Genomic DNA, 24,767 nt, shown 5'->3' on the forward strand with positions numbered 1-24,767 from the left:
AATATGAAAATCCAAAAAACAAACCTTATGAACGGAAACAAAAATTTAGCTTTAATGATGGCCGCAATTATTTCTATGGCATCATGTGTAGAAAAGAAAGAAAAACCAGAAGTGAAGGGCGATACTGGAACTCAATTTGAACAAACAAAGGGGAATTCGGAAGCTACCTCAAAAGCCTCTTTTTCAGATTCAATGGCAGAAAAGGTTTTCAGCGATTATCAAAAGATACGAGCGGCATTGGTCGATTCTGGCGCTGGTGAGGTGCAAGCTGTGGCTAAGAAACTAGTGGAAAATTTTACGGAAGAACAGGAAGGCTTGAGGTCAATGGCCCTTGCCATGGCAGCTACCGATAATCTTGAGGAGCAACGAGAACTATTTTCCGAAATGAACGCAATAGTTGAGCCTCTAATCAAGGAATCCATTTCGGAGGGGACGATTTATAAGCAATTCTGCCCAATGGCTTTTTCCGGAAAGGGCGGTTATTGGATTTCAAATGTAAAAGAAATCCAGAATCCATATTACGGCAAAAAAATGCTGAAATGTGGCAAGGTCGTAGAAGAAATCTGATGATATAAGTCCTGTTTTGGGAAAGGGAATAATGGTTAGTCCTTTCCCTTTACAGGCATTGTCAATACCCTGAATATTGAAGAAAATGAATCAGTAATCCTAAAACCAAAAACAATGGAAAATAACAAGGAAATGAATCATAAAAACATGAAAAGTAGTAGCTACACTAAATTTTTCCTGATGTTGGGAGCGTCTTTTGTGGCGATGTACATTACCATGTATCTAAACACCTATCAAATCGATCATGTATACTTTAGTCTTACCCGATTTTATATGACGTGTTTGGGTATTTCGACTATGGCCGTTATTATGCTACTTTTTATGTTGAAAATGTATAAAGACAAGAAAAAGAACATCGCCATTCTTGTAGGTAGTTTGGTGCTCTTTGTAGGGGCATTGGCGTTGGTACGTGCGCAGAAGCCCATAATTGGTGATGTGTTGTGGATGAAGGCCATGATTCCACACCACTCCATAGCAATTCTGACGAGTGAACGAGCGGCGATCGAAGACCCTGAGGTAAAAAAATTAGCAAACGATATCATCAAAGCGCAAAAAAAGGAAATCGAAGAAATGAAGATGATGATTAAGCGCCTTGAAGGCAAATAAAAGTTTGAGCAAGGGGCATCAGGTCTATTTAATTAAACTAAACAAGTTATGAAAAAGAACATCCTATATATCGGTGTGGCAATCATTTTCGGTATGGTGGCCGGTTGGCTTATTGCATCGGGGAACGCTGAAAATAATAAAGACGCAGCAACGCATGACCATAACCAGGAAATCGAATCGGGACAAATGTGGACATGCTCAATGCATCCACAGATTTTACAGTCCGAACCTGGTGATTGTCCCATCTGTGGTATGGATTTGATTCCTGCAGAATCCGGAGCCGATGGTTTGGCCATGGAACAATTTAGAATGACCAAAAATGCGTTGGCTTTGGCTGATATTAGGACTACGAAAGTAAGTTCTGGTACAACTGAGGACAACATTCTAAAACTATCGGGAACCATAGTGCAAAATGAAAAAGCCGCGGCTACCCAGGCTGCTTATTTTGGCGGGCGAATTGAAAAACTGTTTATCAACTTCGAGGGTGAGGAAGTCAAGAGTGGGCAGCAACTGGCAACTATTTATGCCCCAGAACTAGTTTCGGCACAACAAGAATTGATAACGGCAGCAGGTCTTAAAGGGTCCCAACCTGCTTTATATAAGGCGGTGCGTAACAAGTTGAAATTGTGGAAACTCTCCGATAAACAGATAGATCAGATAGAGATGTCAGGCGAGGTTCGCGAGAATTTTCCGGTGTATGCAAATGTTTCCGGCACGGTTACCGAAATTATGGTAGAAGCCGGCGATTATATAAAAAAGGGTGCCCCATTGTTTAAAATAGCTAATTTGAGTAGTGTCTGGGCCATCTTTGATGTGTATGAAAATCAAGTTTCACTTTTAAAGGAGAATCAGCATGTCACGATTGTGGCCAAGTCGTATCCCGACAAGAAATTCGATGCCAAGATTTCTTTTATAAACCCCGTTTTAAATTCAGCGACTAGAACAGTTGAAGTTCGGGCCGTACTACAAAATTCGAACGGACAATTAAAACCTGGAATGTTTGTGGCTGGTTCTTTGATGCTATCAGCCAACAAAAAAGATGAAACGATTATCATTCCGGAGAGCGCTGTACTATGGACAGGGGAGCGCTCGGTGGTATATGTAAAATCGGACCAAAACAATTCTATTTTTGAAATGCGGGTAGTCACTTTAGGTGAGGTCGTAGGCAAAGGTTATGCAATTCTTTCAGGTTTAAGGATAGGAGACGAAATCGTTACCAATGGAACTTTTACCGTTGATGCAGCGGCACAGTTACAGGGTAAAAAATCAATGATGAACGATGCGGGTGGAAAAACCGTGACAGGCCATGAAGGCCATACGGGAATGGAGATGGAATAAGTTGATATTAAGGGAGTTTGAAATAAATTTTGACCACGATCAGTCGGCTAGAATTGCAAAATGCTGCACTGTCTCTTGCTGCTTTTCGTTGTTGAAAGGATGCCTTGGAGCACTAATAGTTATGCAAATGCGATTACGTGAATTTTTTTAATGCATTTTTCAAAGTCGAAATGATAAAGTCACAATCATCTTTGGTTAAAATTAATGATGGTCTTAAAGTTATGATGTTGCCTTCAATTATTTTAAAGGCTACGCCTTGTTCAAAGCAATCATACATCAATTGTTCTGCCTCTTCGACCGCTCTTACTTTTGTCTTTCTGTCTTTGACCAAATCGATTCCAATATGAAAGCCCTTGCCCGCAATATTTCCGATGAGCGGATAGATTTCTTTTAATTCGGCCAATTGTTCCATTAGGTAATCTCCGAGTTCCGCGGCATTTTCCACTAAGTTGTGTTCTTCGATGTAGTTGATTTCAGCTAACCCTGCAGCGGAACAAAGCGGATTCTTTTCATGTGTGAAATGGCCGATAGATCGGTGTTGAAGTGTATTATATTTTTCTTTGGTGACGATTCCGGCAAAGGGTACCAACCCACCACCTAAAGATTTTCCCATAACAAGCACATCAGGAGTAACAAAATGCTCTGAAGCGAACATTTTTCCGGTTCTTCCGAAACCCTCAATAATTTCATCGAAAATCAATAAAATATTATATTGTTCGCAAAGGTCTTGAATCTGCTGCCAATAGGCATAAGAGGGTACAACAGGTGTTGCCGAAATGGGTTCGGCAATAATGGCGGCTATATCGGGGTTACGGTGAATAATGTTCTTAATCTGTCGTAAATATTCTTGATCGATGGTCTCTTGGTCGGTAAAACCCCATGGATTTCGATAATAATTTGGAAATTCAACATGAAAAGCACCGGGTACCATAGGTCCCTGCCCAACGGTAAAATGCTCTTCACCCCCTATACTAGAAGCCTGAAAACCTGTGCCATGGTACGAATCCCAATAGGATATTGTTTTCCATTTACCCGTTACTTGCTTCGCTAGCATTACGGCCATTTCGATGGCCTGTGACCCACCGGGGCAGAATAGAACCCTGTCGAGTCCGTCAGGTGTGATTTCGGTCAATTTCTTAGCGAGTTTAATAGCCGGAAGATTGGTATAGCGCCGTGGAGTGAATGCCAGACTTTCATCCAATTGGGCCTTTACCGCTTCTATTACTTTTGGATTGCTAAAACCCGCATTATGAACGCCATTGCCATGCAGATCAAGATATCTTTTACCGTTAAGGTCGGTGATATAGGCTCCATTCGTTTTTGAAAGAACATTCATTACGGGTGTCGAGAGCGCTTGATGTAAAAAGTATTTAGCGTCCTCATCGATCCAATGTCGGGTCTTGTCATCCAAATTTTCGACATAGTCCTTCCGTTTTTCCGTTGCGTTATTATCTCCTTGTTCTTTTGATACAGTTGTTTTCATTGCTGGATACTAGAGTTTGTCTTATAAATTATTTCGTGCCCTGTCTTGCTGGGGATTTCTAGTCAAGAAATAAAAGGTTGGCCGGAATTATCTGTTTTGGTGTTCCCGGTCCTTTATAAAATGCGTCGAGCCATGCGCCACCTGCTTGGTTGTGATAATCTACCGTAATTGGGTGCATACCTTCTTCCAAATAAATGCTTCCCATACGTTCAATAGTTCCGTGACCTCCATCGTTGTCGACGACCAATTCCCCGTCGATATACAATTTGCTGCCATCATCTGAACTGAGGTAAAAGCGATACTCGCCTGTAGTGACAATTTTTACTGACGATTTGAACTGTATACCGAATTGGTTGTCTTTCGTATTTATATCATCGATTCTGAATTCGTATTTTTTCCTTCGGATAGTGGTTTCATATTTTCAAAAACCGGAAGGAACTTCCAATTCTCACCTTCGTAGTAGGTGTACCGAACACCATTTTTTGAATTCTTCTTCACAAGTCTAAAATAGGCGGTAGTTACGTTGCTTTCTTGCTGTTCGCCAATAAACGCTTTGGCCATAACAACGGCACTTTGTGACAATTCGAAGGGACCCGTATAAAGTTCTGAATTTATGGTCGGTACAGATCCGTCGGTCGTATATCTGATTTCTGAATTGTTTCTTACTTCCATTTTTACTATGGGAAGCTCATCGATATATAAACCGCCTGCCAAATCATAAAGGTTCGGTTTCGGAAAGATTACGGGGCTTGCAATTTGAACTTTCTGCTCTCCTAAATCGGGTTCGGGGAAACCTGTAAAAGCACTTTGAACGGGTTTTCCAATCCATGCATAAGGCTGATTTACACCTAGTAAACTGGCCGCTGTAGCGGCATTGTCATAAGTATATACGGTATTCTTTATTAAATAGCCAGGCTTTACCCCCTTGCCGTATAGTAAGAAAGGAATCTCGAGTTCATCAAGGGTTTCCCCACCATGACCATAACCTATGCCTCCGTGGTCTGCTGAAATGATAAACACCGTGTCGTCAAAGGTGCCGGCATCTTTTGTTGCCTGAATAATTTCTCCGATTTGTTGGTCAACCTTAGCAACGGCATCGTAAAAATAGGAAGTTTTGTGCCCCTTATCATGGCCGACATGATCAACATCGTCAAAATGGACAAATAGAAAATCAGGCTTTTTTTCTTTTATATATTTTGTGGTTTTAATCAGGGTCTCCTCATCAGAAGGTTGGGTAGTATCGTAACTAAGGGCAGTTCGTTCAATAAGCCTACCGAAACCACTCCACGTATAAATAGCACCCATTTCAATAGTAGGGCGTTGTTGTCGGGTAACGCCGAATATCGTGGGAAAAATATCTTCCAACCCGGTTCGCATTGGTGGAATCGTATGGTCATCGCGTTCCCATCCGTTGGATGTTACTCCATGTTGCGCCGGACCCACACCTGAAACCATCGACGCCCAGTTCGTGCTGCTGCTAGTAGGTAAAACGCCTCTGGCATTCAAGGTGAAAGCACCGTTTTTCATGATGTCGTCCATTACCGGCGTGTTTGCATTGGTGATCCCATCGGGGCTCATGGCGTCAACACCGATTACGATAACGTGTTTTACGGGTTCTATCGATTGTATACCCTTCTTTTGATTTGAGCACGAAGAAACCGATAAAAAAAGCCCTAAAAGAAGTGGGGTTCCAATTCTTAGTCCATTTACTTTTTTCATAATCATTTTTTAGGTTCTAAAATTACACAGCAGCCTTAGATAAGCAGATTTACGAACAGTAAAAGTAATCTTAATGATGTAAAAATATTACTTATAGTAAATAAAATTATATATTAGTAAATAAAATTTTTCCATTTAGGGTGGTTTCAAAAGTTCTTTCGGCATGTTTTTTTAAATTATTTAAGCCCATCAACACATAGTGGAAGACACATATGGAGCCCCGATACTTAAATTATTTTTAATTTGGGGGAGTTGTTATTAAACTGTAATGCATTTATTAAATAAATCTTATCAATGGGTGTTGCCAAAGGGGAATTGTAGAAAAAAAAATATAGATTCTATACTTTTATGCAGTACGTCAAATGATATTCCTGAGATTGAAGGGAGTTCTTAATCTATACAAAGAAATCAATGCCACTAAAAGGAAAGTTGGTTACAAGGGGGGAGTCAGAAAGTCTATTGGTTATAGAACTTTCTAAAGGAAATGAAAAAGCTTTCCGGGCACTTTTTGAAATGTATCGTAAGGACGTCTATTCCTATAGCCTCAGTTTACTCAAGTCTTCCGCCAATGCCAAGGAAATTGTTCAAGATGTATTTATGAAAGTTTGGCTACATCGTGAAAATTTAAACCCGGAGCTTTCTTTTAAATCTTTCCTTTTTACAATTACCAGAAATCTTTCCTTTAATTTCTTACAAAAAGCGGTCAATGACCGTAATCTGCGGCTTGCCATATTTCAGAAAACTCAAAAATTCCATAACCCCATAGACCGTCAAATTCAAGATGCAGAATACGAGTCGATGAGAAAAAGGGCCATTGAGGGACTTTCTCCAAAACAAAGAATAATTTTTAATATGTCACGGGAAGAGTCAAAAAGCTACCAAGAAATCAGTAGTGAACTGGGAATTTCCGTTAGTACCGTAAAAAACCAGATGAGCAAATCTTTGGCACTCGTCAGGAATTTTCTTCAAGCAAATGCCGATTTCACGCTTGCATTAGTTGCGTTATGGCAGCTCTCAAACTAGATAGACCAAGCGTAAAGATCACTTTTTCTTCGGTTTCAATCTTCAAGGTCTTTGAACTCATTCATTACACAATATTTTTTATTTAGAAAAAAAGTGACTAGACCATAGTACTTTTCCCTTTTTCAACTGTACTGTATATATAGAAAACGTTAATGTATAACAAAAAAGAAATAAAAGGAGTACTGCAGAAGTTTGCTTTGAACAGGTGTACACCAGAAGAAATAGCTGAGCTAATTTCTTATTTTAAGGAAAATGCTTCTGTAGAAGATTTGCCGGCGGTAGAGGAAATAAATGCGTTGTTGTCGACGCATGAAATTCTAGATGTACAAGATGCCGATGCGATTTTTAAATGCATAATCGCAGCTGGAAAGAAACAAGAGGCAATCAAATCGAACCGAACGAATCGCAAAAGAAAAATTTGGAAGTACACCACTGTTGCCGCAGCTGTCTTAATCGGATTCTTGGCCATTCCCTTTTTCTACCACTCATCCCTTACTATAGATTCTAAGAAATCTGTAGATTTTACATCTAGCCCAGAAGCGATTACGCTACAATTGCAGAATGGAAATATCGAGGTTATCTCAGAAAACGGCAATTCACAAGTAACTGACGCAAAAGGCCAGGTGATAGGGAAACAAATGGGGAACCGATTGATTTATGATAGTTTGGCTGTTACTGAAGAATTGGTATTCAACACCTTAAAGGTCCCGTTTGGCAAGAAATTCGAACTGCTTTTATCAGATGGTACAACGGCATACTTAAATGCCGGGACTTCCTTAAAGTATCCGGTAAAATTCTTGCCAGGAAAAGAAAGACAGGTATTCTTAGATGGAGAAGCTTTTTTTGATGTCACAAAAAATAAGAAAAGTGCATTTATTATTAATGCAGCAAAGCTCAACGTACGCGTTTTAGGAACCAAGTTTAATGTTTCAAATTATGCCGAAGATGATGTAACCGATGTCGTATTGGTCGAGGGTTCGGTCGGGCTGTATGATTCGACTGAAAAGTTCGGCGGAAAAAATACAACCATGTTGACGCCGGGCCATAAGGGGAGCTTCTCAAAAGAAGAAGGTAGTATTGCTACTGAAAAAGTCAACACCGAAATTTATACCTCATGGATTCATGGTGATCTAATATTTCGAAATATGACGTTTGAAAATATTCTCAAAAAAATGGAGCGTAACTACAACGTTTCCATTACCAATAAAAATGTTTCCTTGGCAAAGGAAAAATTTAACGCAAGCTTTAGAAAAGCACCTATCGATACGGTTTTGCAGTTTTTTAAAACTACCTATGCTCTTGAAATTAGCAATAACGGAAGAGAAATAACTATAAAATAAGAACCAATAGTAAATCGCCTATGATATAAAAAACCAAAACGCACCAAAGTAAATACAGAACAGAACGCCAACTTCATAAAAGAATCGGGAAATGTGCCAGCATTCCCCGATTTCGAAGATGTGGCCTAAAAAACAACCACTTTTAAAACACCATAAAAATATGAAAAAACTTCTTAAGACTAGAGGAAGGTCCGGGTCTTTAAGTAAACTGTATTTTAAGATGAAAATAAGCACTCTTGTAATGTTTGCCGCCTTTTTTTCATTGCAGGCAAGTACGACATATTCGCAGCGTACCAAGATTACTTTGAACTTGCAAGATGTCACCGTAAAAACCGTGCTTGACCAGATAGAGGGCGGTACCGATTTTAGATTTGCCTATAAAATCAATGATGTCGATTTAAATCGAAAAGTGAATGTCGCTGTTCGTGACCAATTGGTAACTACCATTGTCAATGATATTTTTAAAAAAACGGAAACAGCCTTTAATGTAATAGGTCTTCAGATATTTCTGTTTAAAAAAAGTGTTCCGCAAGGGTTGAACTACACCAAGAACGAAGAAGAGAGTGTGTTGCAGGCTGATATAACAGGGACGGTATCGGACGAAGACGGTAATCCATTACCCGGGGCAAGCATTGTTGAAAAAGGAACCACCAACGGTACCCAAACCGATTTTGATGGAAATTTCACTATTGCCGTCAGTGATTCTAATGCCATTTTGATTGTTTCATACATCGGTTTTGCGACTATCGAAGTGCCGAGCAATGGTCAGACGACGCTCAGTATACGGTTGAAAGAAAGTTCCGCAAGCCTTGATGAAGTGGTGGTAACCGCTTTAGGCATTAGTCGCGATAAAAAAGGATTAGGGTATGCTGTTCAAGAAATTCAGGGTGATGATTTGAACGAAGCTCGTGAAACCAATTTTGTGAATTCTCTTTCTGGTAAGGTCGCCGGCGTGAACATATCATCTTCCGGTGCCGTAGGATCGTCATCTAGAATTATCATCAGGGGCGAAAGTTCACTTAATTTTAATGGAAATGAGCCACTGTACGTAATAGATGGGATTCCGATAGGAAATGCAGGAACGAGCAATTCAACAACTTCCGATTATGGCAATAGTTCTGCGGAAATAAACCCCGCCGATATCGAGTCGGTAACTGTTCTTAAAGGGCCGGCGGCCTCGGCACTCTATGGCTCACGTGCTGCGAATGGGGTAATTGTAATCACCACTAAGACAGGCGAAGATAGTCAAGGACTTGGAGTAAGCGTGACAACAGGCACGACAATGGAAAGTTTACTACGGCTTCCAAAATTCCAGGATCAATTTGGGGGCGGAGCCAATGGAAATTATGAAGGGTCGAACTTCGGGGCCGATTGGTCTATTTACCCAAGCGGCATTCGCGATGGCTATGACGAAAGTTGGGGGCCACGGTTGAATGTAGGCACGCTCGAAAGACAATTTCAGTCTCCTACTTTAGGGCGTATGCGTGGGGGCGATGTTGCCAACCCAAATAGAGGAGAGGTTATACCTACTCCTTGGATTTCCTACCCCAACAATATTCGTGATTTTTTTACCACAGGTCGCACCTACTTTAATAATGTGGCCCTTACGGGAGGGAACGAAAAAGGAAATTATAGACTCTCGTATACGAACGTAGACCAAACGGGTATTGTACCAAACAATGATCTTCAAAGAAATACTGTTGCACTCCGAGGTAGTTATAAGTTTACCGACAAGTTTAGTGTCGACGCTTCAATGAACTATGTGAATACAACGAGTACCAATAGACCAGAAACAGGGTACGGCCGTAATTCGCTGATGTATTTTATGAACTGGTCTGTGCGTAATATGGATATCAATTCTCTTAGGGATTATTGGCAAGAGGGTTTTGAAGGAACAAGACAGTTTCAATACAACTATGGTGAAAACCATAACAATCCCTTCTTCTATCAATATGAGAACACCAAAGGACAAGATAAACACCGGTTGTTTGGAAACATAAGCTTAAATTATGATTTCACCGATCATTTATCACTTATGCTACGCGGTGGTACCGATGTATATAATGATTTTCGACCCATGCAATGGGCGCTGAGTACTGTAGGTTATGAAAACGGAAGGTATCAAGAAGTATCTCAGTTTTTTGAAGAACGGAATTACGATTTCTTATTACGTTACAACAATAGCATCGGCCAAGATTTTAATTATAACGTTTCCGTTGGTGGTAACCAAATGAAACGGAGTACCAGATATAGATTGGCTCTAGCCCCTGAATTGTTGGTGCCAGATGTATATTCGTTGTCCAATAGCGCATCAGACGTAGTTATCAATGCATCGAACAGCGAAAAGGCTATTAATAGTTTTTATGCCTTTGCCCAGTTCGATTACCTGAGTATGTTCTACTTAGATATTACGGCGCGAAATGATTGGTCAAGTACGCTGCCTGCTGAGAACAACTCATATTTTTATCCCTCTGTCTCTTTTAGCGCTTTGCTGGATAAGGCACTATCGATGCCCGATTGGGTAACATTGGCCAAGCTTCGATTGGGCGCTGCTCAAGTAGGTAGCGACACTGAACCCTACAATCTGTACGACACCTTTAATTTTCAACAACCATGGGGCAGTGTCTATGCATTGGCAAGTGGTTCCAGTTTGAAAAACAACAATCTAAAGCCTGAAAGTATCACTACCTATGAAATTGGTACCGATCTACGATTCTTTAATAACCGTATCGGTTTAGATTTTACATATTACAATACAACTTCGAAAAACCAGATTATCAGTATTCCATTGGCGGCATCAACAAGTTATGCAGGGCGCATAATCAACGCTGGTGAAATACAAAATCGAGGTTTTGAAGTCATGTTGAATATGACGCCATTGCAAATTGTAGACGGATTGAAATGGGATATCTCCCTGAATTTTTCAAAGAATGAGGGTGAAGTAATTGAGCTGGCGGAAGGTATTACTTCTATTACGCAAAGCGCACCGGGAGAAGATGCTTCGATACAAGCTAGGGTCGGAGAACGAATGGGGGCTATTTGGGGTCCCGGTTACCAACGTGTAGAAAGTGGCCCTTTGGCCGGTGAAATAATAATTGGGGCAAGCGGTATTCCAGAGAGTACGGATGAAGATATTTATTTGGGAAATATAAACCCTGATTGGATTGGAAGTGCCTCAAATACCTTTACCTATAAGAATGTTAGCCTGTCGGCCCTTGTAGACGTTCACTACGGCGGAAAATTTGTATCGCGTTTTTATAATAAAGCGGTCGGCGCAGGTCAATTGATCGAAAGTGCAGAGGGTAGGTCGGCAAGGGCTGTTGGCACTGAATATGATGATCCTTATTATATGGTTGGTGCGGCTTTGGTCGATGGCATCTACGTCGAGAATTCTACGAGTACCGATGGCACCTATAGTGCAGGTGTGTATGGCACCGATGCGAGAAGTTTTCATAAAGCACGTTTGGATCATATTAGTGAAGGCCAATTGTTTGATGCAACTTATGTTAAACTTCGTGAACTCAAATTGGGCTATAGGTTCCCCAAAGAACATTTGGGTAGTCTTCTTAAAGATGCGCAGGTTTCAATTGTCGGGAGGAATTTATTCCTATGGACACCCAAAAGCAATCAACATTTTGACCCAGAGGTGGCTGTCGCCACTGGCGGAGGAGGATTGGTTCCGGGGTTTGAAAACATGAGCCTTCCTTCTACTAAAAGTTTGGGAATCAATTTGAGCCTGAAATTTTAATCATTTAAAAAAGCATCATGAAAAATATACTTTCAAACATAATAATCGGGCTATGCACTATGCTGCTGCTCTTTTCATGCACCAAAGATTTCGAGGAAATCAACACCAATCCGAATCAAGCGGATCGCTTGACAAATCCCGGACTTTTACTGCCCAGTATAATCAGGGAAACCTCGAACCGAAACTGGGACAATTCATTTGATAGATTTGCCGTTGTTTCGGATCAAGTCGCCAATCAGTTTGCCAGTACCTTTTTAGATTGGACTCGATTAGATTCCGACCGTTTCTTTTGGAGCAATTACGATAAAATAAAAGACCTTGATAAGTTGATTGCAATTTCCGAAGAGCAAGGACTTGCCAATTACAAGGGAGTCGCCATGGTGATGAGAGCGTGGCTCTTTCAGGGGATTACCGATAATTTTGGTGCAATTCCCTATACCGAGGCTGGCAAGGCACAAGACGATATCAATTTTCCCGAATACGATTCCCAAGAAATGGTTTATGCCGGAATTTTGAGTGAATTGGAAACGGCCAATCAGCTTTTGGGAAGTACCAATGAATTGGTTCTCGGCGATATTTTGTACAACGGTGACATCACTGGATGGAAAAAATTTGCCAATGGTCTTCGGCTGCGAATTCTACTGCGTCAATCGGGCAGAAAAGACCCATCTGCCGAAATGCAGCAAATTTTAGGCAACCCTACGACGTATCCTATTTTTACTTCCGATGAAGATCAGGCAGCACTACAGTACCTAACCGATTTGGGCAATGAACATCCATCATTTCGCGGTAATGTCAGCGATTGGGCTTCATCATCAAGATTGTCGACCACAATGGAGGCCATTTTAAAATCGATGAACGATCCACGCTTGACCGTTTTCGCAATGCCCACACCAGCTTCGGCAAACACCGACACTCCCGAATATGGGGGAGTCCCCAATGGTATTCAAGACATTGAACAGTGGAATGGGGGGTCGGCAAATCATTCGGCCATCGGTCTCCTTTGGGCACCACAGCAGTTTGCGCCCGATATGGCATCGGAGAACGCGGCGCAAAGTATCTTGATGTCGTATTCGGAGTTACAATTTATTCTTGCCGAAGCTCGTGAACTGGGCTATATAACTTCCGGTACAGCGGAAACCTACTATTTAAATGGCGTACGAAACCAATTTGATTATTATGCTTCACGCATACCCGAGCACTTTGTACTGCCTACCGCGAACGAAGTGATTCCACCAACTACCTATTACACCCAAGATAGTGTGGCCTATACAGGAACCCAACAAGATAAATTGAATAAAATCTATATTCAGAAATGGCTTTCGTTATTCTTAGTCGGGTCAGAAGCATGGTCACATTGGCGAAGAGTTGGGGTTCCCGAGATTACACCGGGGCCAAATAGTGTAGGGTATATTCCGGTTAGATACCTGTATCCAGCCGATGAGCAACGCCTGAACCTTGAAAACTATAATGAGGGTGTCGAATTATTGGGTGGCCCAGACGATCTTACAACCCCAGTGTGGTGGGATGTCGATTAATTCAAAAAAACAATAATCAGAGCTTTAAAATATATTAGATCATGAAAAAAATAGAATCCAAAATAAAATATCGTTCCTTTATTTTCACCCTCTTGGGCCTCTTTGCTTTCTTACTTTCCTGTGAGAATGACCTCGAAGATGAAATAGACATTGTTAATCCGTATGTGGTAAGTTACAATCCAGTACCCGGGGTTGATGGGGTTGCTTTGAATAGTAACCTAGTTTTGACCTTCGATGATATCGTTTATAAAGGTAGCGGCAAGATTACCATTACTTCTGACGTTGAGTTGGCCAAGCAGGTTATAGACGTTAACGACGAAGCAGTTACTATTAGTAACGTTGGCCGTGTTATGACCATAAATCCACAAGACTTTTTGTCGGGGAGGGATTATCAAGTGGTAATCGATAGGGGAATTGTAGTCGACAGCACGGGAAATGCCTATTTTGGAATGCCCGATAATGAAACTTGGACTTTTAAGAGTGGTGGCAACGCTAGAGATTTAGATGCGCCGGAACTGGCAACACAATCTCCCACCGATGATGACACAGAAGCTTCTGTCTTTGGCCTTGTTTTGACGTTCAATGAGGGGGTCAAGACGGCAGCCGGAAGTTTTGTCATCTATGATGCCAGTACCGATGCTCCAGTTCACACGATCGATGCCGAAGGTGAAATGCTCGTTATTGATGAAGACAAATTGTCGATTACCTATCCCGCACCACTTTCCTTTGATACGAACTATTATGTACAGTTCGAATCAGGTGTGGTGAAAGATATTGCGGGCAATCCTTTTGGTGGGATAACCGATGCTACAACCTGGAATTTCAAGACTGTCGCTGGTAGTGGAACCGATTTGGTAGTCCATTTACCCTTTGATAGCGACCTTGCAGATATTAGTGGTAATAAATTTGATGCGACTTTGGGCGAAACGGCTACTGCCGATGTTTCATTTGAGAACGACGCTACAAGAGGTGGGGTAATTCGATTTAATGCGGGATCATATGCAAGACTTCCGGTACATCCCTTGTTAAGGTCAGTTGAAGCAACCGATGATTTTAGTGTTAATCTATGGATAAAATTGGCGGGTACCGATTCTGACCCGGCCATTATCGGTAATAAAGACTGGGGCAGCGGTGGAAATCCAGGATGGTTGCTGGCTACTGACGACGGTCATGAATACGCACCAGGTAATGGTACCGATCACGGTTGGATCGTTAATATTGCAGATGACCCTAAAAACGATAATAGAATGGATTGGAGGGCTGCCGCGACAACACCTCAGGCACCTGCTTTATCCGATGACCAATGGCATATGGTTACCATGGTCTTTGATAGAACAAATTCTGAATTATCGGTTTACATCGACGGACAAGAGTTTGAAAGTAGCGCAATTGCATCGTCATTTGATTTAAGTACGGTACCCGGTCCACTTTATGACACGGTTAATGACTACCCCATTACTATTTGGGAAGATGTCACAGGAGCCTATAATGCCAGCGATGATCGCAGAGGAGCCATGACCGGACTAATGGATGAATTAAAAATTTATAACAAAGCACTTTCACTGACGGAAGTCACAGCTTTGTTCGCCGAGTAAAATAGGTTGAAAAATAGTATTTGATTTGTTTTATTATTTAGTAATTAGTACAAAAAGGCCTCGTTGATATGAGGCCTTTTTTTGCAAATGCGGGTTAATTTTTTTTGGGTAAATAACACTGTAGTCCGTCAAGGGATACCGTATCGATTATATTTGATACACGTTACACGCAAAAATATTTATGCATATTTTTTAAAAATGCTTAAAATAAAGTGAGGCCTTTTTTAAGGAACATGACTTACCTTTTCAATCCATTGCTACTTGGCATCCCATCTGCCCCAACTAGTAAAGGTTTAACGAGCCAATGAATAATTTTAAGTTGTTCTTAAATTACGAGTCTTCAGAACACATTGAGGTTGATTTGGCCACAGGCAAAATATTGGATAGGAACAAAGAGCATAATGAGTTTTTAAGAAAATAATAACGGCACAGATTTTCTTTTTATTTAGCAGAATTATAATTTCACATAAAACAGACTAATGAAAGATTTAAAGAATAAAGTAGCCTATATAACAGGAGGATCTAAAGGTATAGGTTTTGGAGTAGCACAGGCGCTGATCAATGCGGGAATGCGGGTTGCCATAAGTGGCAGAACACTAAAAACGGTAAAACAAGCGGCTGAGTACTTGGGCAACGAGGGTAATGTTCTCGCGCTCGAATCGAATGTTGCGACCCATGGTGATGAGAAAAAGGCAGTTCAGAAAATTTTGGATAAATGGGGCCAATTGGATGTCGTTCTTGCTAATGCGGGAGTAGGTCATTTTGCCCCGGTAGATGAGATGTCAGATGAACAATGGCACCAGATGATAGATACTAACCTAAATGGTGTATTTCATACCTTAAAGGCTTCTGTCGAAGCGTTAAAGAAGACGAAAGGCTATTATATGACCTTGGCCAGTTTGGCAGGAACTAATTTTTTTGCTTCTGGTGCTGGTTACAATGCCACAAAATTCGGGGTAGTCGGGTTTACCCAAGCCGCCATGCTAGATCTTCGAAAATATGATATAAAAGTCTCGACGATTATGCCCGGTTCGGTGGCGACCCATTTTGCAGGAAATGAACCCTCACAAAAGGATGCTTGGAAGATTCAGCCAGAGGATATAGGGGAATTGGTCGTAGACCTTTTAAAGATGCATCCGCGAACATTACCTAGTAAAGTAGAGGTCAGGCCGAGCCGTCCTGATAAGAAGTGACCTTAGACCTCCTTCTCCACGAACGGAATATCCGGATTACAAATCTCTAGAATCAATTCTTCAAGTTGTTCGCCGAAAGCAAGCATAGTGTCTTGAGTAATTACGGTATCTGTTTTTCTGCTAGCTTTAGAATCTTTGGTTCCAAAATATTGTAGTCCCGAGCCTAAATTTTTAAACGAGATGATGCCTGCGACTATATGGTTAAACGGGTTCGTCTTGGCATACATGGTAGCGTAGCACAAGAGTTGAAATGCTTTGCTTTGGTCGTATTCGGTTCTGATTTCCTGCCAATCTACAATAGTGACGTTCTTGTTTTCAACCTTCCCTGTTTTATAATCTATAATTCTTAAGGTACCGTCTTTCTCGTCGATGCGATCGAGTTTTCCTTTCAGAACCACAGGAAAGTTAAGTTGGGGCATATCGAGGTTGATTTGATAACTTTCCTCTAAACCTATGATTTTGATTTGATGTCTCTTCACATCTGCAATTTCCAAATCAATAAAGTTCTCGATATAGCGTACCACAACATTAAACGCGATTAAGTTTTTTCCATAAGAGATATCGCCCCCCTTATAAGAATTTAAAAAGTGTGATTCAACAATGGTGCGAATCAAACTTTTACCTTGAATTAGCAGGTCTACGGTCAATACATGGCCAATAAAGGGTTTGTATATTTCCTCTAAGGTATCATGCACTATGGTCCCCAAGGTGTTGGCCGCAACAGTTTCCTCTACCTCAGAAAGGTCTTCGATGCCCAAGAGATTCTTTTTGTAAAACGAGATGGGATTTCTAATGTAGTTGCTTAACGAGGTTGGAGAAAACCCTTTGCTCGCATACTTTTCGATAAGTTCAATCAGAGCGGCGTCTTTGTCAATACGTTCCATTGTTTTAATGGTCGGTGATATGGCGGGTGCTATTATGGTTTGGGAAATTTTTCCCATCATATTCTGGTCGGTCAATAATTGTGAGATAAGACGACTTCGTTCTCCGCCCTCCAGCACATCAGGTTCTGTGTTGTATAATAGATAGATGTTTTTCGCACGTTGTAATAAGCGATAAAAATGATAGGTATAAACGGCATCTTTTTCTTTATAGGTAGGTAGGCCAAAGGCTGACTTGAGATCGAAGGGTATAAATGAATTATTTGATTTTCCTGATGGTAATATTCCTTCATTGACCGAGGTTAAGATTACCGTTTCAAAATCTAGGTTTCTACTTTCCAACATGCCCATAATTTGGAGACCTTGCAAGGGCTCCCCCTTGAAGTCAAGTGTTTCCGATGATAACAGTTCTTTATAAATGCTTTGCAGCGACTTTAAATCGTCTATGAAGCTGTGTTGCTGAACAACGTCTAATAGTTGATTAAAAAGCGTATAGAAGTGATATAAATATTCGAGGGAGAGCGCGTTGTTTGAAACTTGAAGTTTGTCTTTTAAATCTAAAATAATGGCAAGGCATTTTTTGACAAACTTTTCAGGGTTTGGAATTTCCTCCGAAAATAGTATCGATAATTGCTCGCTTGTCGCCAGTGACCTTATTTTATCTATATCGATATACGCCCAATTTTGGGCTTTTATAGTTTCAATAATAATTTCGGCATCATTCTTAGTTTCCTTATCTAGTAGTATGTTAATATATGGGTGTGAAAGGAAGGCAAGTACGCTTTTATAGAACCATCCGTGCGAGTCTTTTTTGATATAAAGATCCATAAATTGGTAGAACAAACTGGCCAACGGTGTCTTGTTCAAAGGATATCCCATCGTGATGTTTACGCCTTTCAAATCTTCTGGAATGGAATTCAACAACGGGTTTAATAGTGATTCGTCGCCGAGTACTACAGCGGTTTTTTTTATAAAATTTTCATCCTTCTTAAGCCGTGTTGATAACAGACCACTGACATACTTCGTTTGTGAGACATTCTTGGGTACACCAATGATATGAATGTTTTTATCCCCTAGAAAATGGTCACTTATTCCTAGTAGCCCATGGTTTTGCAATTGAGGCCACGTTCTTTGATGCTGACGAATAAAAAAACTGGCATCGTGGGCCGAATCATCTAAAAAATAGTTGTCAAGATCCCAATAAATATCAGATTTACACTGCGCTAATATTTTTTGAATAATAGTAATCTCGGCAGTATTTAGAGCATTAAAACCCACAAAAATGTAAGTTTTATTTTTATTGGAAGCGATATAGTCTTCGAGCTTCTTGACGGCTTGCCGATATACTAGACCTTGGTGGCCAAGTCCTTTTTTTAAAAGGTTATTGTTGAAGGCTTTATAAAGTGGATTGAGATTTTTCCAAAACTGCTGGTAGTCTTCCATCATTTTGGTCTTCGGGGCATCGGGAGACCAATGAGAGATTTGTTGAATATCGTACAGATTTGAGAACAGTTTTTCTGTGTCTACAAGGTACCGATCAACTTCGTTAAAATCTTGTAATAACGTTTGGCCCCATTTTGAAAAAGTGAAGAAATCATCTTTTTTATCGGGAGTTTGATTGGCATATGTTGAATAGAGCTCAAAAAGCTGTTGTGTATTATTGGCATAAGAGAGACCCGAGAGATGCTCGACAAAACTTTCTATACTGTAAATGTCAGGGGCAAAAAGCGTTTTTTGGGTGATATGGGCAATTGCATTGCGCAAGAAAGTGCCCGCTCGCTTGCTGGGTAGAATGAATATGGTTTCCTCAAGGGTTCCTTGTTTTTTCCATACGGCCGCTACAACTTCTTCTAAAAAACTTTGCATGTCCAAAAATAGAAAAAGCCCTGACAATTGTCAGGGCTTTTTACTTTATTTGAACGGGATGAAAGTTCTTATTTTACTAAGTTGATTTCAACTCTTCTGTTTTGAGTTCTACCAGCTCTAGTATTGTTGGTAGCGATAGGCTTGTCTTCACCATATCCTACAGAAGATAATCTGAAAGCATCGATTCCTTTGTCAACCAAGAATTCTTTTACAGAAAGCGCTCTTGATTCAGAAAGACTCTGGTTCAATTTAGCACTACCTACACTATCAGTATGACCTTCAACTGTAAATTTAGCAGTTGGGTACTCTTTCAAGATTTGGATAATGTCAACCATTACAGAAGTAGATTCTGCTTTGATAGAAGATTTACCTGTGTCGAACAAAATAGTTCGTGCATAGTCGTTCAATTGTTTTTGAACTTCTTCAGTCACTTCAGGACAACCTTGGTTAGCAACAGTACCGGCAACATCTGGACACTTATCGTCTTTATCCAATACACTGTCACCATCTTTATCTGGCCATGGGCATCCTTTGTTAGCAGCAGGACCTGACTCATTAGGACACTCATCGTCACCATCGGCAACACCGTCACCGTCAGCATCTGGGCAACCTGCAAGACTAGCTAAACCAGCTTCATTAGGACATTTGTCATCTTTATCGGCAACACCGTCACCATCAGCATCTGGGCAGCCGTTCATTTCTTTAGAACCAGCTTCGTTAGGACAGCTATCTTTGCTATCTTCAATACCATCGCCGTCAGCATCAGGACAACCGTTGAAAGCCTCTAGGCCAGCAACCTCTGGACAAGCATCGTCTTTATCGTAGATTCCGTCAGCATCTGTGTCAGTACCACCAAATTTGATAGACAGACCAGCCATATGCTGAAAATGTGGAACCAAATAATCTTCAAAGGCATGCTTATAACTTGTTTGAACAGTTAAACCAATGTTATCGGTAAACCAAAAGTTGATACCAACACCACCATTTACAGTTCCAGCACCGATTTCATCGATCCAAGTGTAACCACCACCAACTTCAACGAATGGGTCGATTACGGTTTCTTTCAAGAAGTTATATTTAATTGTACCATCCAAAGCGTAGTAAGAAAGGTCATCAACTCCGGTATCTCCCCATTTGCTGATTTTGTTTAATGAACCTCTAGCTCCAACGGAAAAACCACTTCCAACAGCCTTAGAAACGCCGATGTAAGAAATAGAAGGAAGAATGTTCCAGTGATCCGTGGCGTTGAATAGTTGGTTGCCAAAAGAGCTGTTTGGGAAATCACCAGTTGGATATACGTCAACGGCGTTTACTCCAAAGCCAATCTGCCAAGGGTTATTCTCGTCTTGCGCTTGTATGCCGTTAACAGCTGCAATCAGCAGGGTAACGACCAATAATTTGCTAAGATGTTTCATGTTCAAATTTTTAAGTTTAAGTGTTTATTAGAGGCAAATGTAAGTTGTTAAATATTATTAACAAAATCAATTTCCTTTTTTTTTAACACAATACGTAGGAAATTTTGTGCACTTAAACGATTTTTAAGGCTTTTCCTACCGCTATGAAAGCGTTTATCGCCTTATCAAGATGAGAAATTTCATGTGCTGCTGACAGTTGTACCCTTATCCGAGCCTTATTTTTGGGTACCACCGGGTAGAAAAAACCTATTACATAGATGCCTTGTTCTAAAAGTAAGTTAGCCATTTGTTGAGATAGCTTGGCGTCGTATAGCATTACGGGAACAATTGCCGAGTCTCCATCAATGATGTCGAATCCTGCCTGCTTCATTCCTTTTTTGAAATATTCCGTGTTTTCTTGAAGTTTATCGCGCAGTGTGGTATCGTTCTGCAACATGTCGAATACCTTGATTGAGGCTCCTACAATGGCCGGTGCCAAAGAGTTCGAAAAAAGATAGGGTCTAGAACGTTGCCGCAATAGCTCGATGATTTCCTTTTTGCCGGTAGTGTAGCCGCCCATGGCACCACCTAGGGCCTTGCCCAGTGTTCCGGTAATAATATCGATACGACCCATAACGTTTTTTTCTTCGAGGGTTCCTCGGCCAGTTTCCCCAATAAAACCCGTAGCATGGCATTCGTCAATCATAACCATAGCATCGTATGTTTCGGCAAGATCACATATCTTATCTAAAGGAGCAACAAGGCCATCCATAGAAAATACACCATCGGTCACTATAATTTTAAATCGGGCGTTGTCTGCATTAGCTTGTTGTAGTTGTTTTTCAAGATCTGCCATATCGCTATTGGCATATCGATATCGTTTGGCCTTGCACAAGCGAACGCCATCAATTATTGATGCGTGGTTCAGAGAATCCGAAATTATGGCATCTTCTACTGTTAGCAATGGTTCGAAAACCCCACCATTGGCATCGAATGCAGCAGCATATAAGATGGTATCCTCAGTACCGTAGAAATCGGCTATTTTTTGTTCAAGTTCTTTGTGGATATCTTGGGTGCCACATATAAAACGTACCGACGACATACCAAAACCATGGCTGTCCATGGTGTCTTTTGCCGCCTGAATTACATCAGGATGCGAAGAAAGCCCGAGATAATTGTTCGCACAAAAATTAATGACCTCCTCGCCTGTTGAGATTTTGATTACCGCTGCTTGCGGTGTGGTTATAATGCGTTCTTGTTTAAAAAGACCGTCTTCTTTAATGGTAGCCAGCTCTTGTTGAAAGTGTTCTTTTATTTTTCCGTACATAATTTGGTTCTATATAAATTCTGGAGTTACGTTGTCTTCAATATATACAATGATTTTGTTTTCTACAAAGTATCCCATGGTTTCCAGGGCCGCTGCATATGCATATACTTGGTCTTGATATTTAGAGTTTTTCTTTCCGGTTTTATAATCGATAATGGTGGCCTTGTTTTCTGTTATAACAATACGATCAGGTCGTAAGAGACTTCCCGTTTTGGTCAAAATATCTTTTTCATTCAGAATTGTATTTCCTTCTTGATAATAAGGAAGCAGCTCGGGGTGTTTTATGATTTTATATATTCGAGATTTTAGCGGACCAGTTTCATCCGGAGTGATATCCCCATTTCGAATTAAATCATTAAAGGCGCGATCCACATCCTTTTCAGTTTCTATGAGGCCTAATATATAATGTATCAGGTTTCCACGAAAAAGAGCTTCTTCACGTTGGGTATCCCATAAAACACCAGATCGGGTAATAATATTAAAGCTAGGACGATTTTTGTACGAATAATAATGTTGAATATACGTTCTGGGTTTTGTAAGATGGTCTTTTTGCAGGTGGGCCATATTCAAATCACCAAAGGTGTATTGGTTCTTTGAATCTTCCCAAACCCCTAATTCTTTTAAATAATGTATAAAGAGACCAGAATAGTGCTTGGTGTTATGGCCTCCACTTTTATTGATTTCTTTTTCGGTAAGAACAAACAGGGCCTTTTCTGCCCTGGTCAGGGCAACATAGAGCACATTGAACGCATCTAACACCATTTTCTGCTCTTCTTCTTCAAATATGACTTTTGCAATATCACTGTATTCGGCAACTTCCGATTTCTCGTTCACCAGTACTTCATCAAATCCGTTATAAGAAGCACTATCAACGGGCAGCCACAGTTTTTTGTCGTTTCTGCGGAACATATCCATATTCGCAAATGGAAAAATGACAATAGGAAACTCCAGCCCTTTGGACTTATGTACTGTCATGATACGAACGGCATCCATATTTTCTGGAGCCGTAATGGCCAATTTGTCCTGTTTCTTTTCCCAATAGTCTAAGAACGATTGCGCATTGCCCCCTTCTTTTTGTTCAACTTCCAGAACAACATCCATCAAAAATGTAATATACGCATCTGATTCAGGGGCGAGATCAAACTGTTTTATGGCAAGTTCGAAGGCGTCGTAGACCGAACTTTGTTTTATATGGTCAATATCAAAGTCGTGTACTTCTTTTAACAGTGATTTCAGGTCATCGAGATGCGATGAGATATAATGGTGACGATTTAGGGCTTCGTCAGCTGATAAAAACGATAATATCTCGTAGGCTAGATCAGCCTCTTGACTACCACCACTGTAATACAATAGATGAATTAGAAACCGCACTTTGGAACTACTGGCCAATAAAAGGCTTTCCGATGAAATAATAGGAATTTCTTGCTGTGTTAAATAATTGGCCAACAAAATGCCCTTGCTATTGCTTCTTACAAGAATACAGATGTCATTATAAACATAATTTTTATTGACGACGTCATGTATGATTTCGAGAGTAGCTCGGCAATAATTCTCGTCTATTTGTTCTTCATCTTCCTTTACCACGAAATCAAGCCGAACGAAACCTCCTTTTTTGCTATTATATCGTTGTTGATTGCCTTCGGCAAAAAGTGCATGGTACTCGGGTCGTTCAAGAAAGGAAATTACTGAACTGAAGAAGTCGTTGTTGAATTTTATGATTTCTTCATGGCTACGGAAATTTATGGGCAAATTTTCAGTGCCTGGATCGATTACAAACGGATTCGCCCTTTGGTTGACCAAACCTAGAAACTGTTCGGCATTTCCGCCACGCCATCGATAGATGGCCTGTTTGGCATCACCTACTAAAAATAAAGATCCAATCTTACCTTGGTCGTCTAGGCTTGTTAATGCGTTGTCGACCAATGGCACAAGGTTGTTCCACTGCATTTCTGAAGTGTCTTGAAACTCATCGATAAAATAATGACGGTATTTTTCGCCAAGACGTTCATAGATAAAAGGTGCGGGCTGGTTCTTTATTTCATTGGATATTATATGGTTGAATTTAAAAAGTGGAATCTGATCTTGCTCTTCTCCGATAGCATTGATCTCTTTTTGAATTACATTTAATACCGTGAGCGGTACTACATTTTGATAGGCATTTTTTAGAAAGAGATAATCAGAATGCCTATTTTTTATAATACTGAAATATTCGATAAACTGGGGGTGTAGTCCGTCTAGAATGATCTTAGTGCTATCGGCACATGATTTGGCGTAAAGTGGTGCTGTTTCAAAATTTCTTTTCCATCCAGCATTAAAGTCAATATTGAAGTCGTTTTGACTGATTTTAAGCATGAACTTTGGGAAATAGCTACTTGAAAAATCTGAAAACACCAAACCATTATCTTCAATAGCGGCTAATGCAAGTATGGCATTTGCTGTTATTTCTTTTTCAACCTTAGCCAATCTAATTTTGATAGTTTGCTTAAGGAGGATAAAATCGGAAATGCTCTTGTTCTTGATCTTATCGAGATGGGGCACGTGGTTTTCATTAAACAGTAACTTGCTAATTTCGTTCAGGTCGAAAGCAACATCCCAACTGCGATTATCATCAGTCTTCTCAAGGGCAAAATCAACTAATACTTGAGTCAATAACTTGTCAATACCGGCTTTTTGAATCACGCGGGCCACCGCTTCTTCTTGTAATAGGGCCGTATCGATAACCGGTTCGAAGTTTTGAGGGAGTTTTAAGTCCTTGGCAAAAGTTCGAATTAGGCGATGCGTAAACTTGTCAATCGTCGAAACATCAAAAAAAGCATAATTATGAAGAATTTCTTTTAATGTTCTCTGACTTTTTTCACGTAAATTAGAAGGTGATATTTTCAGATCTGATGCTAGATCATCAAACATGTTTTGACTCTTATGAGGAATGTTTTCTAGGGAAAAATGGAAAAGACTGTCTAGAATGCGGCCTTTCATTTCGTTTACCGCTTTGTTGGTAAATGTGATGGCCAATATGGTCTGAAACCTTTTTTGGGAGGTCAGGGCAATTTTAAGATACTCTTTAGTGAGGGTGTAGGTCTTACCCGAACCCGCTGAGGCGTTATATATTTTGAAGGGCGTGTCTTGCACCGATTTTTGTTGCAAAATAC

Annotated in this window: 15 protein-coding genes and 1 pseudogene; 9 read left to right on the forward strand and 7 right to left on the reverse strand. The window is 40.5% G+C overall.

Annotation, left to right across the window (positions count from 1 at the left end; translation table 11 throughout):
- Positions 1-3: 3 nt before the first annotated feature.
- The 3 genes and pseudogenes from BLS33_RS05865 to BLS33_RS05875 form a co-directional block, all read left to right on the forward strand.
- Entirely contained in the window at positions 4-567 is a 564-nt protein-coding gene (locus tag BLS33_RS05865; protein ID WP_089886503.1) for a DUF3347 domain-containing protein, read from the forward strand.
- A 114-nt stretch (positions 568-681) separates the two neighbouring features.
- Positions 682-1,173 (forward strand): DUF305 domain-containing protein, encoded by a 492-nt coding sequence (locus BLS33_RS05870; RefSeq protein WP_089886505.1) that lies wholly within the window; start codon positions 682-684, stop codon positions 1,171-1,173.
- A 48-nt stretch (positions 1,174-1,221) separates the two neighbouring features.
- Positions 1,222-2,502 (forward strand): annotated as a pseudogene (locus BLS33_RS05875) (efflux RND transporter periplasmic adaptor subunit); the annotation flags it as partial.
- Between the two features lie 142 nt (positions 2,503-2,644).
- Here BLS33_RS05875 and pbfA read toward each other — a convergent pair.
- From pbfA to BLS33_RS05890, 3 genes are read right to left on the reverse strand one after another with little or no spacing between them, the layout of a single operon-like run.
- Positions 2,645-3,994, reverse strand: a complete 1,350-nt coding sequence (gene pbfA, locus BLS33_RS05880) for a (R)-1-hydroxy-2-aminoethylphosphonate ammonia-lyase (protein ID WP_089886509.1) — start codon at positions 3,992-3,994, stop codon at positions 2,645-2,647.
- Between the two features lie 58 nt (positions 3,995-4,052).
- Complete coding sequence (locus tag BLS33_RS05885) at positions 4,053-4,400, reverse strand: PA14 domain-containing protein (protein ID WP_089886511.1); 348 nt, start codon at positions 4,398-4,400, stop codon at positions 4,053-4,055.
- A complete protein-coding gene (locus BLS33_RS05890; RefSeq protein ID WP_176801344.1) occupies positions 4,361-5,713 on the reverse strand; it encodes an alkaline phosphatase family protein in 1,353 nt (450 codons plus the stop codon). The genes BLS33_RS05885 and BLS33_RS05890 overlap by 40 nt, the downstream gene beginning before the upstream one ends.
- A 411-nt stretch (positions 5,714-6,124) precedes the next feature.
- Between BLS33_RS05890 and BLS33_RS05895 the strand changes: the two genes are divergently transcribed.
- The 6 genes from BLS33_RS05895 to BLS33_RS05920 all read left to right on the forward strand — a co-directional run bounded on the left by BLS33_RS05895 (position 6,125) and on the right by BLS33_RS05920 (position 16,150).
- The gene (locus BLS33_RS05895) at positions 6,125-6,736 is read left to right on the forward strand and encodes an RNA polymerase sigma-70 factor (RefSeq protein WP_089886514.1); all 612 of its coding nucleotides are present in this window, start codon (positions 6,125-6,127) and stop codon (positions 6,734-6,736) included.
- Positions 6,737-6,888: 152 nt separating this feature from the next.
- Entirely contained in the window at positions 6,889-8,076 is a 1,188-nt protein-coding gene (locus BLS33_RS05900; protein WP_089886516.1) for a FecR domain-containing protein, read from the forward strand.
- Between the two features lie 160 nt (positions 8,077-8,236).
- Complete coding sequence (locus BLS33_RS05905; protein ID WP_176801345.1) at positions 8,237-11,824, forward strand: SusC/RagA family TonB-linked outer membrane protein; 3,588 nt, start codon at positions 8,237-8,239, stop codon at positions 11,822-11,824.
- A gap of 17 nt (positions 11,825-11,841) precedes the next feature.
- The gene (locus tag BLS33_RS05910; protein WP_089886520.1) at positions 11,842-13,362 is read left to right on the forward strand and encodes a SusD/RagB family nutrient-binding outer membrane lipoprotein; all 1,521 of its coding nucleotides are present in this window, start codon (positions 11,842-11,844) and stop codon (positions 13,360-13,362) included.
- A gap of 41 nt (positions 13,363-13,403) precedes the next feature.
- Positions 13,404-14,957: an Ig-like domain-containing protein gene (locus BLS33_RS05915; protein ID WP_089886521.1), complete on the forward strand. Its 1,554-nt coding sequence runs from the start codon at positions 13,404-13,406 to the stop codon at positions 14,955-14,957.
- A gap of 479 nt (positions 14,958-15,436) precedes the next feature.
- Positions 15,437-16,150, forward strand: coding sequence for an SDR family oxidoreductase (locus tag BLS33_RS05920; protein ID WP_089886523.1), 714 nt, complete (start codon positions 15,437-15,439; stop codon positions 16,148-16,150).
- A gap of 2 nt (positions 16,151-16,152) precedes the next feature.
- Here BLS33_RS05920 and BLS33_RS05925 read toward each other — a convergent pair whose 3' ends face one another.
- From BLS33_RS05925 to BLS33_RS05940, 4 genes are all read right to left on the reverse strand, one after another.
- Entirely contained in the window at positions 16,153-18,897 is a 2,745-nt protein-coding gene (locus BLS33_RS05925) for a PD-(D/E)XK nuclease family protein (protein WP_089886525.1), read from the reverse strand.
- A gap of 68 nt (positions 18,898-18,965) precedes the next feature.
- Positions 18,966-20,312 carry an OmpA family protein gene (locus BLS33_RS05930; RefSeq protein WP_089886526.1) on the reverse strand — a complete coding sequence of 449 codons (1,347 nt, stop codon included), beginning with the start codon at positions 20,310-20,312 and terminating at the stop codon, positions 18,966-18,968.
- Between the two features lie 112 nt (positions 20,313-20,424).
- Positions 20,425-21,618: a glycine C-acetyltransferase gene (kbl, locus tag BLS33_RS05935; protein ID WP_089886528.1), complete on the reverse strand. Its 1,194-nt coding sequence runs from the start codon at positions 21,616-21,618 to the stop codon at positions 20,425-20,427.
- Positions 21,619-21,627: 9 nt separating this feature from the next.
- Positions 21,628-24,762: a UvrD-helicase domain-containing protein gene (locus BLS33_RS05940; RefSeq protein WP_245731301.1), complete on the reverse strand. Its 3,135-nt coding sequence runs from the start codon at positions 24,760-24,762 to the stop codon at positions 21,628-21,630.
- Positions 24,763-24,767 lie beyond the last annotated feature (5 nt).

It is taken from the genome of Kriegella aquimaris, from assembly GCF_900103215.1.
In the GTDB taxonomy this organism is placed as follows: domain Bacteria; phylum Bacteroidota; class Bacteroidia; order Flavobacteriales; family Flavobacteriaceae; genus Kriegella; species Kriegella aquimaris.

What these genes read in the sequence shown, in the direction of transcription:
- BLS33_RS05865 (WP_089886503.1), top strand. Translation starts at nt 4, where the DNA reads ATGAAAATCCAAAAAACAAACCTTATGAACGGAAACAAAAATTTAGCT.
- BLS33_RS05870 (WP_089886505.1), top strand. Translation starts at nt 682, where the DNA reads ATGGAAAATAACAAGGAAATGAATCATAAAAACATGAAAAGTAGTAGC.
- pbfA (WP_089886509.1), bottom strand. Translation starts at nt 3,994, where the DNA reads ATGAAAACAACTGTATCAAAAGAACAAGGAGATAATAACGCAACGGAA.
- BLS33_RS05890 (WP_176801344.1), bottom strand. Translation starts at nt 5,713, where the DNA reads ATGAAAAAAGTAAATGGACTAAGAATTGGAACCCCACTTCTTTTAGGG.
- BLS33_RS05895 (WP_089886514.1), top strand. Translation starts at nt 6,125, where the DNA reads ATGCCACTAAAAGGAAAGTTGGTTACAAGGGGGGAGTCAGAAAGTCTA.
- BLS33_RS05900 (WP_089886516.1), top strand. Translation starts at nt 6,889, where the DNA reads ATGTATAACAAAAAAGAAATAAAAGGAGTACTGCAGAAGTTTGCTTTG.
- BLS33_RS05905 (WP_176801345.1), top strand. Translation starts at nt 8,237, where the DNA reads ATGAAAAAACTTCTTAAGACTAGAGGAAGGTCCGGGTCTTTAAGTAAA.
- BLS33_RS05910 (WP_089886520.1), top strand. Translation starts at nt 11,842, where the DNA reads ATGAAAAATATACTTTCAAACATAATAATCGGGCTATGCACTATGCTG.
- BLS33_RS05915 (WP_089886521.1), top strand. Translation starts at nt 13,404, where the DNA reads ATGAAAAAAATAGAATCCAAAATAAAATATCGTTCCTTTATTTTCACC.
- BLS33_RS05920 (WP_089886523.1), top strand. Translation starts at nt 15,437, where the DNA reads ATGAAAGATTTAAAGAATAAAGTAGCCTATATAACAGGAGGATCTAAA.
- BLS33_RS05925 (WP_089886525.1), bottom strand. Translation starts at nt 18,897, where the DNA reads ATGCAAAGTTTTTTAGAAGAAGTTGTAGCGGCCGTATGGAAAAAACAA.
- BLS33_RS05930 (WP_089886526.1), bottom strand. Translation starts at nt 20,312, where the DNA reads ATGAAACATCTTAGCAAATTATTGGTCGTTACCCTGCTGATTGCAGCT.
- kbl (WP_089886528.1), bottom strand. Translation starts at nt 21,618, where the DNA reads ATGTACGGAAAAATAAAAGAACACTTTCAACAAGAGCTGGCTACCATT.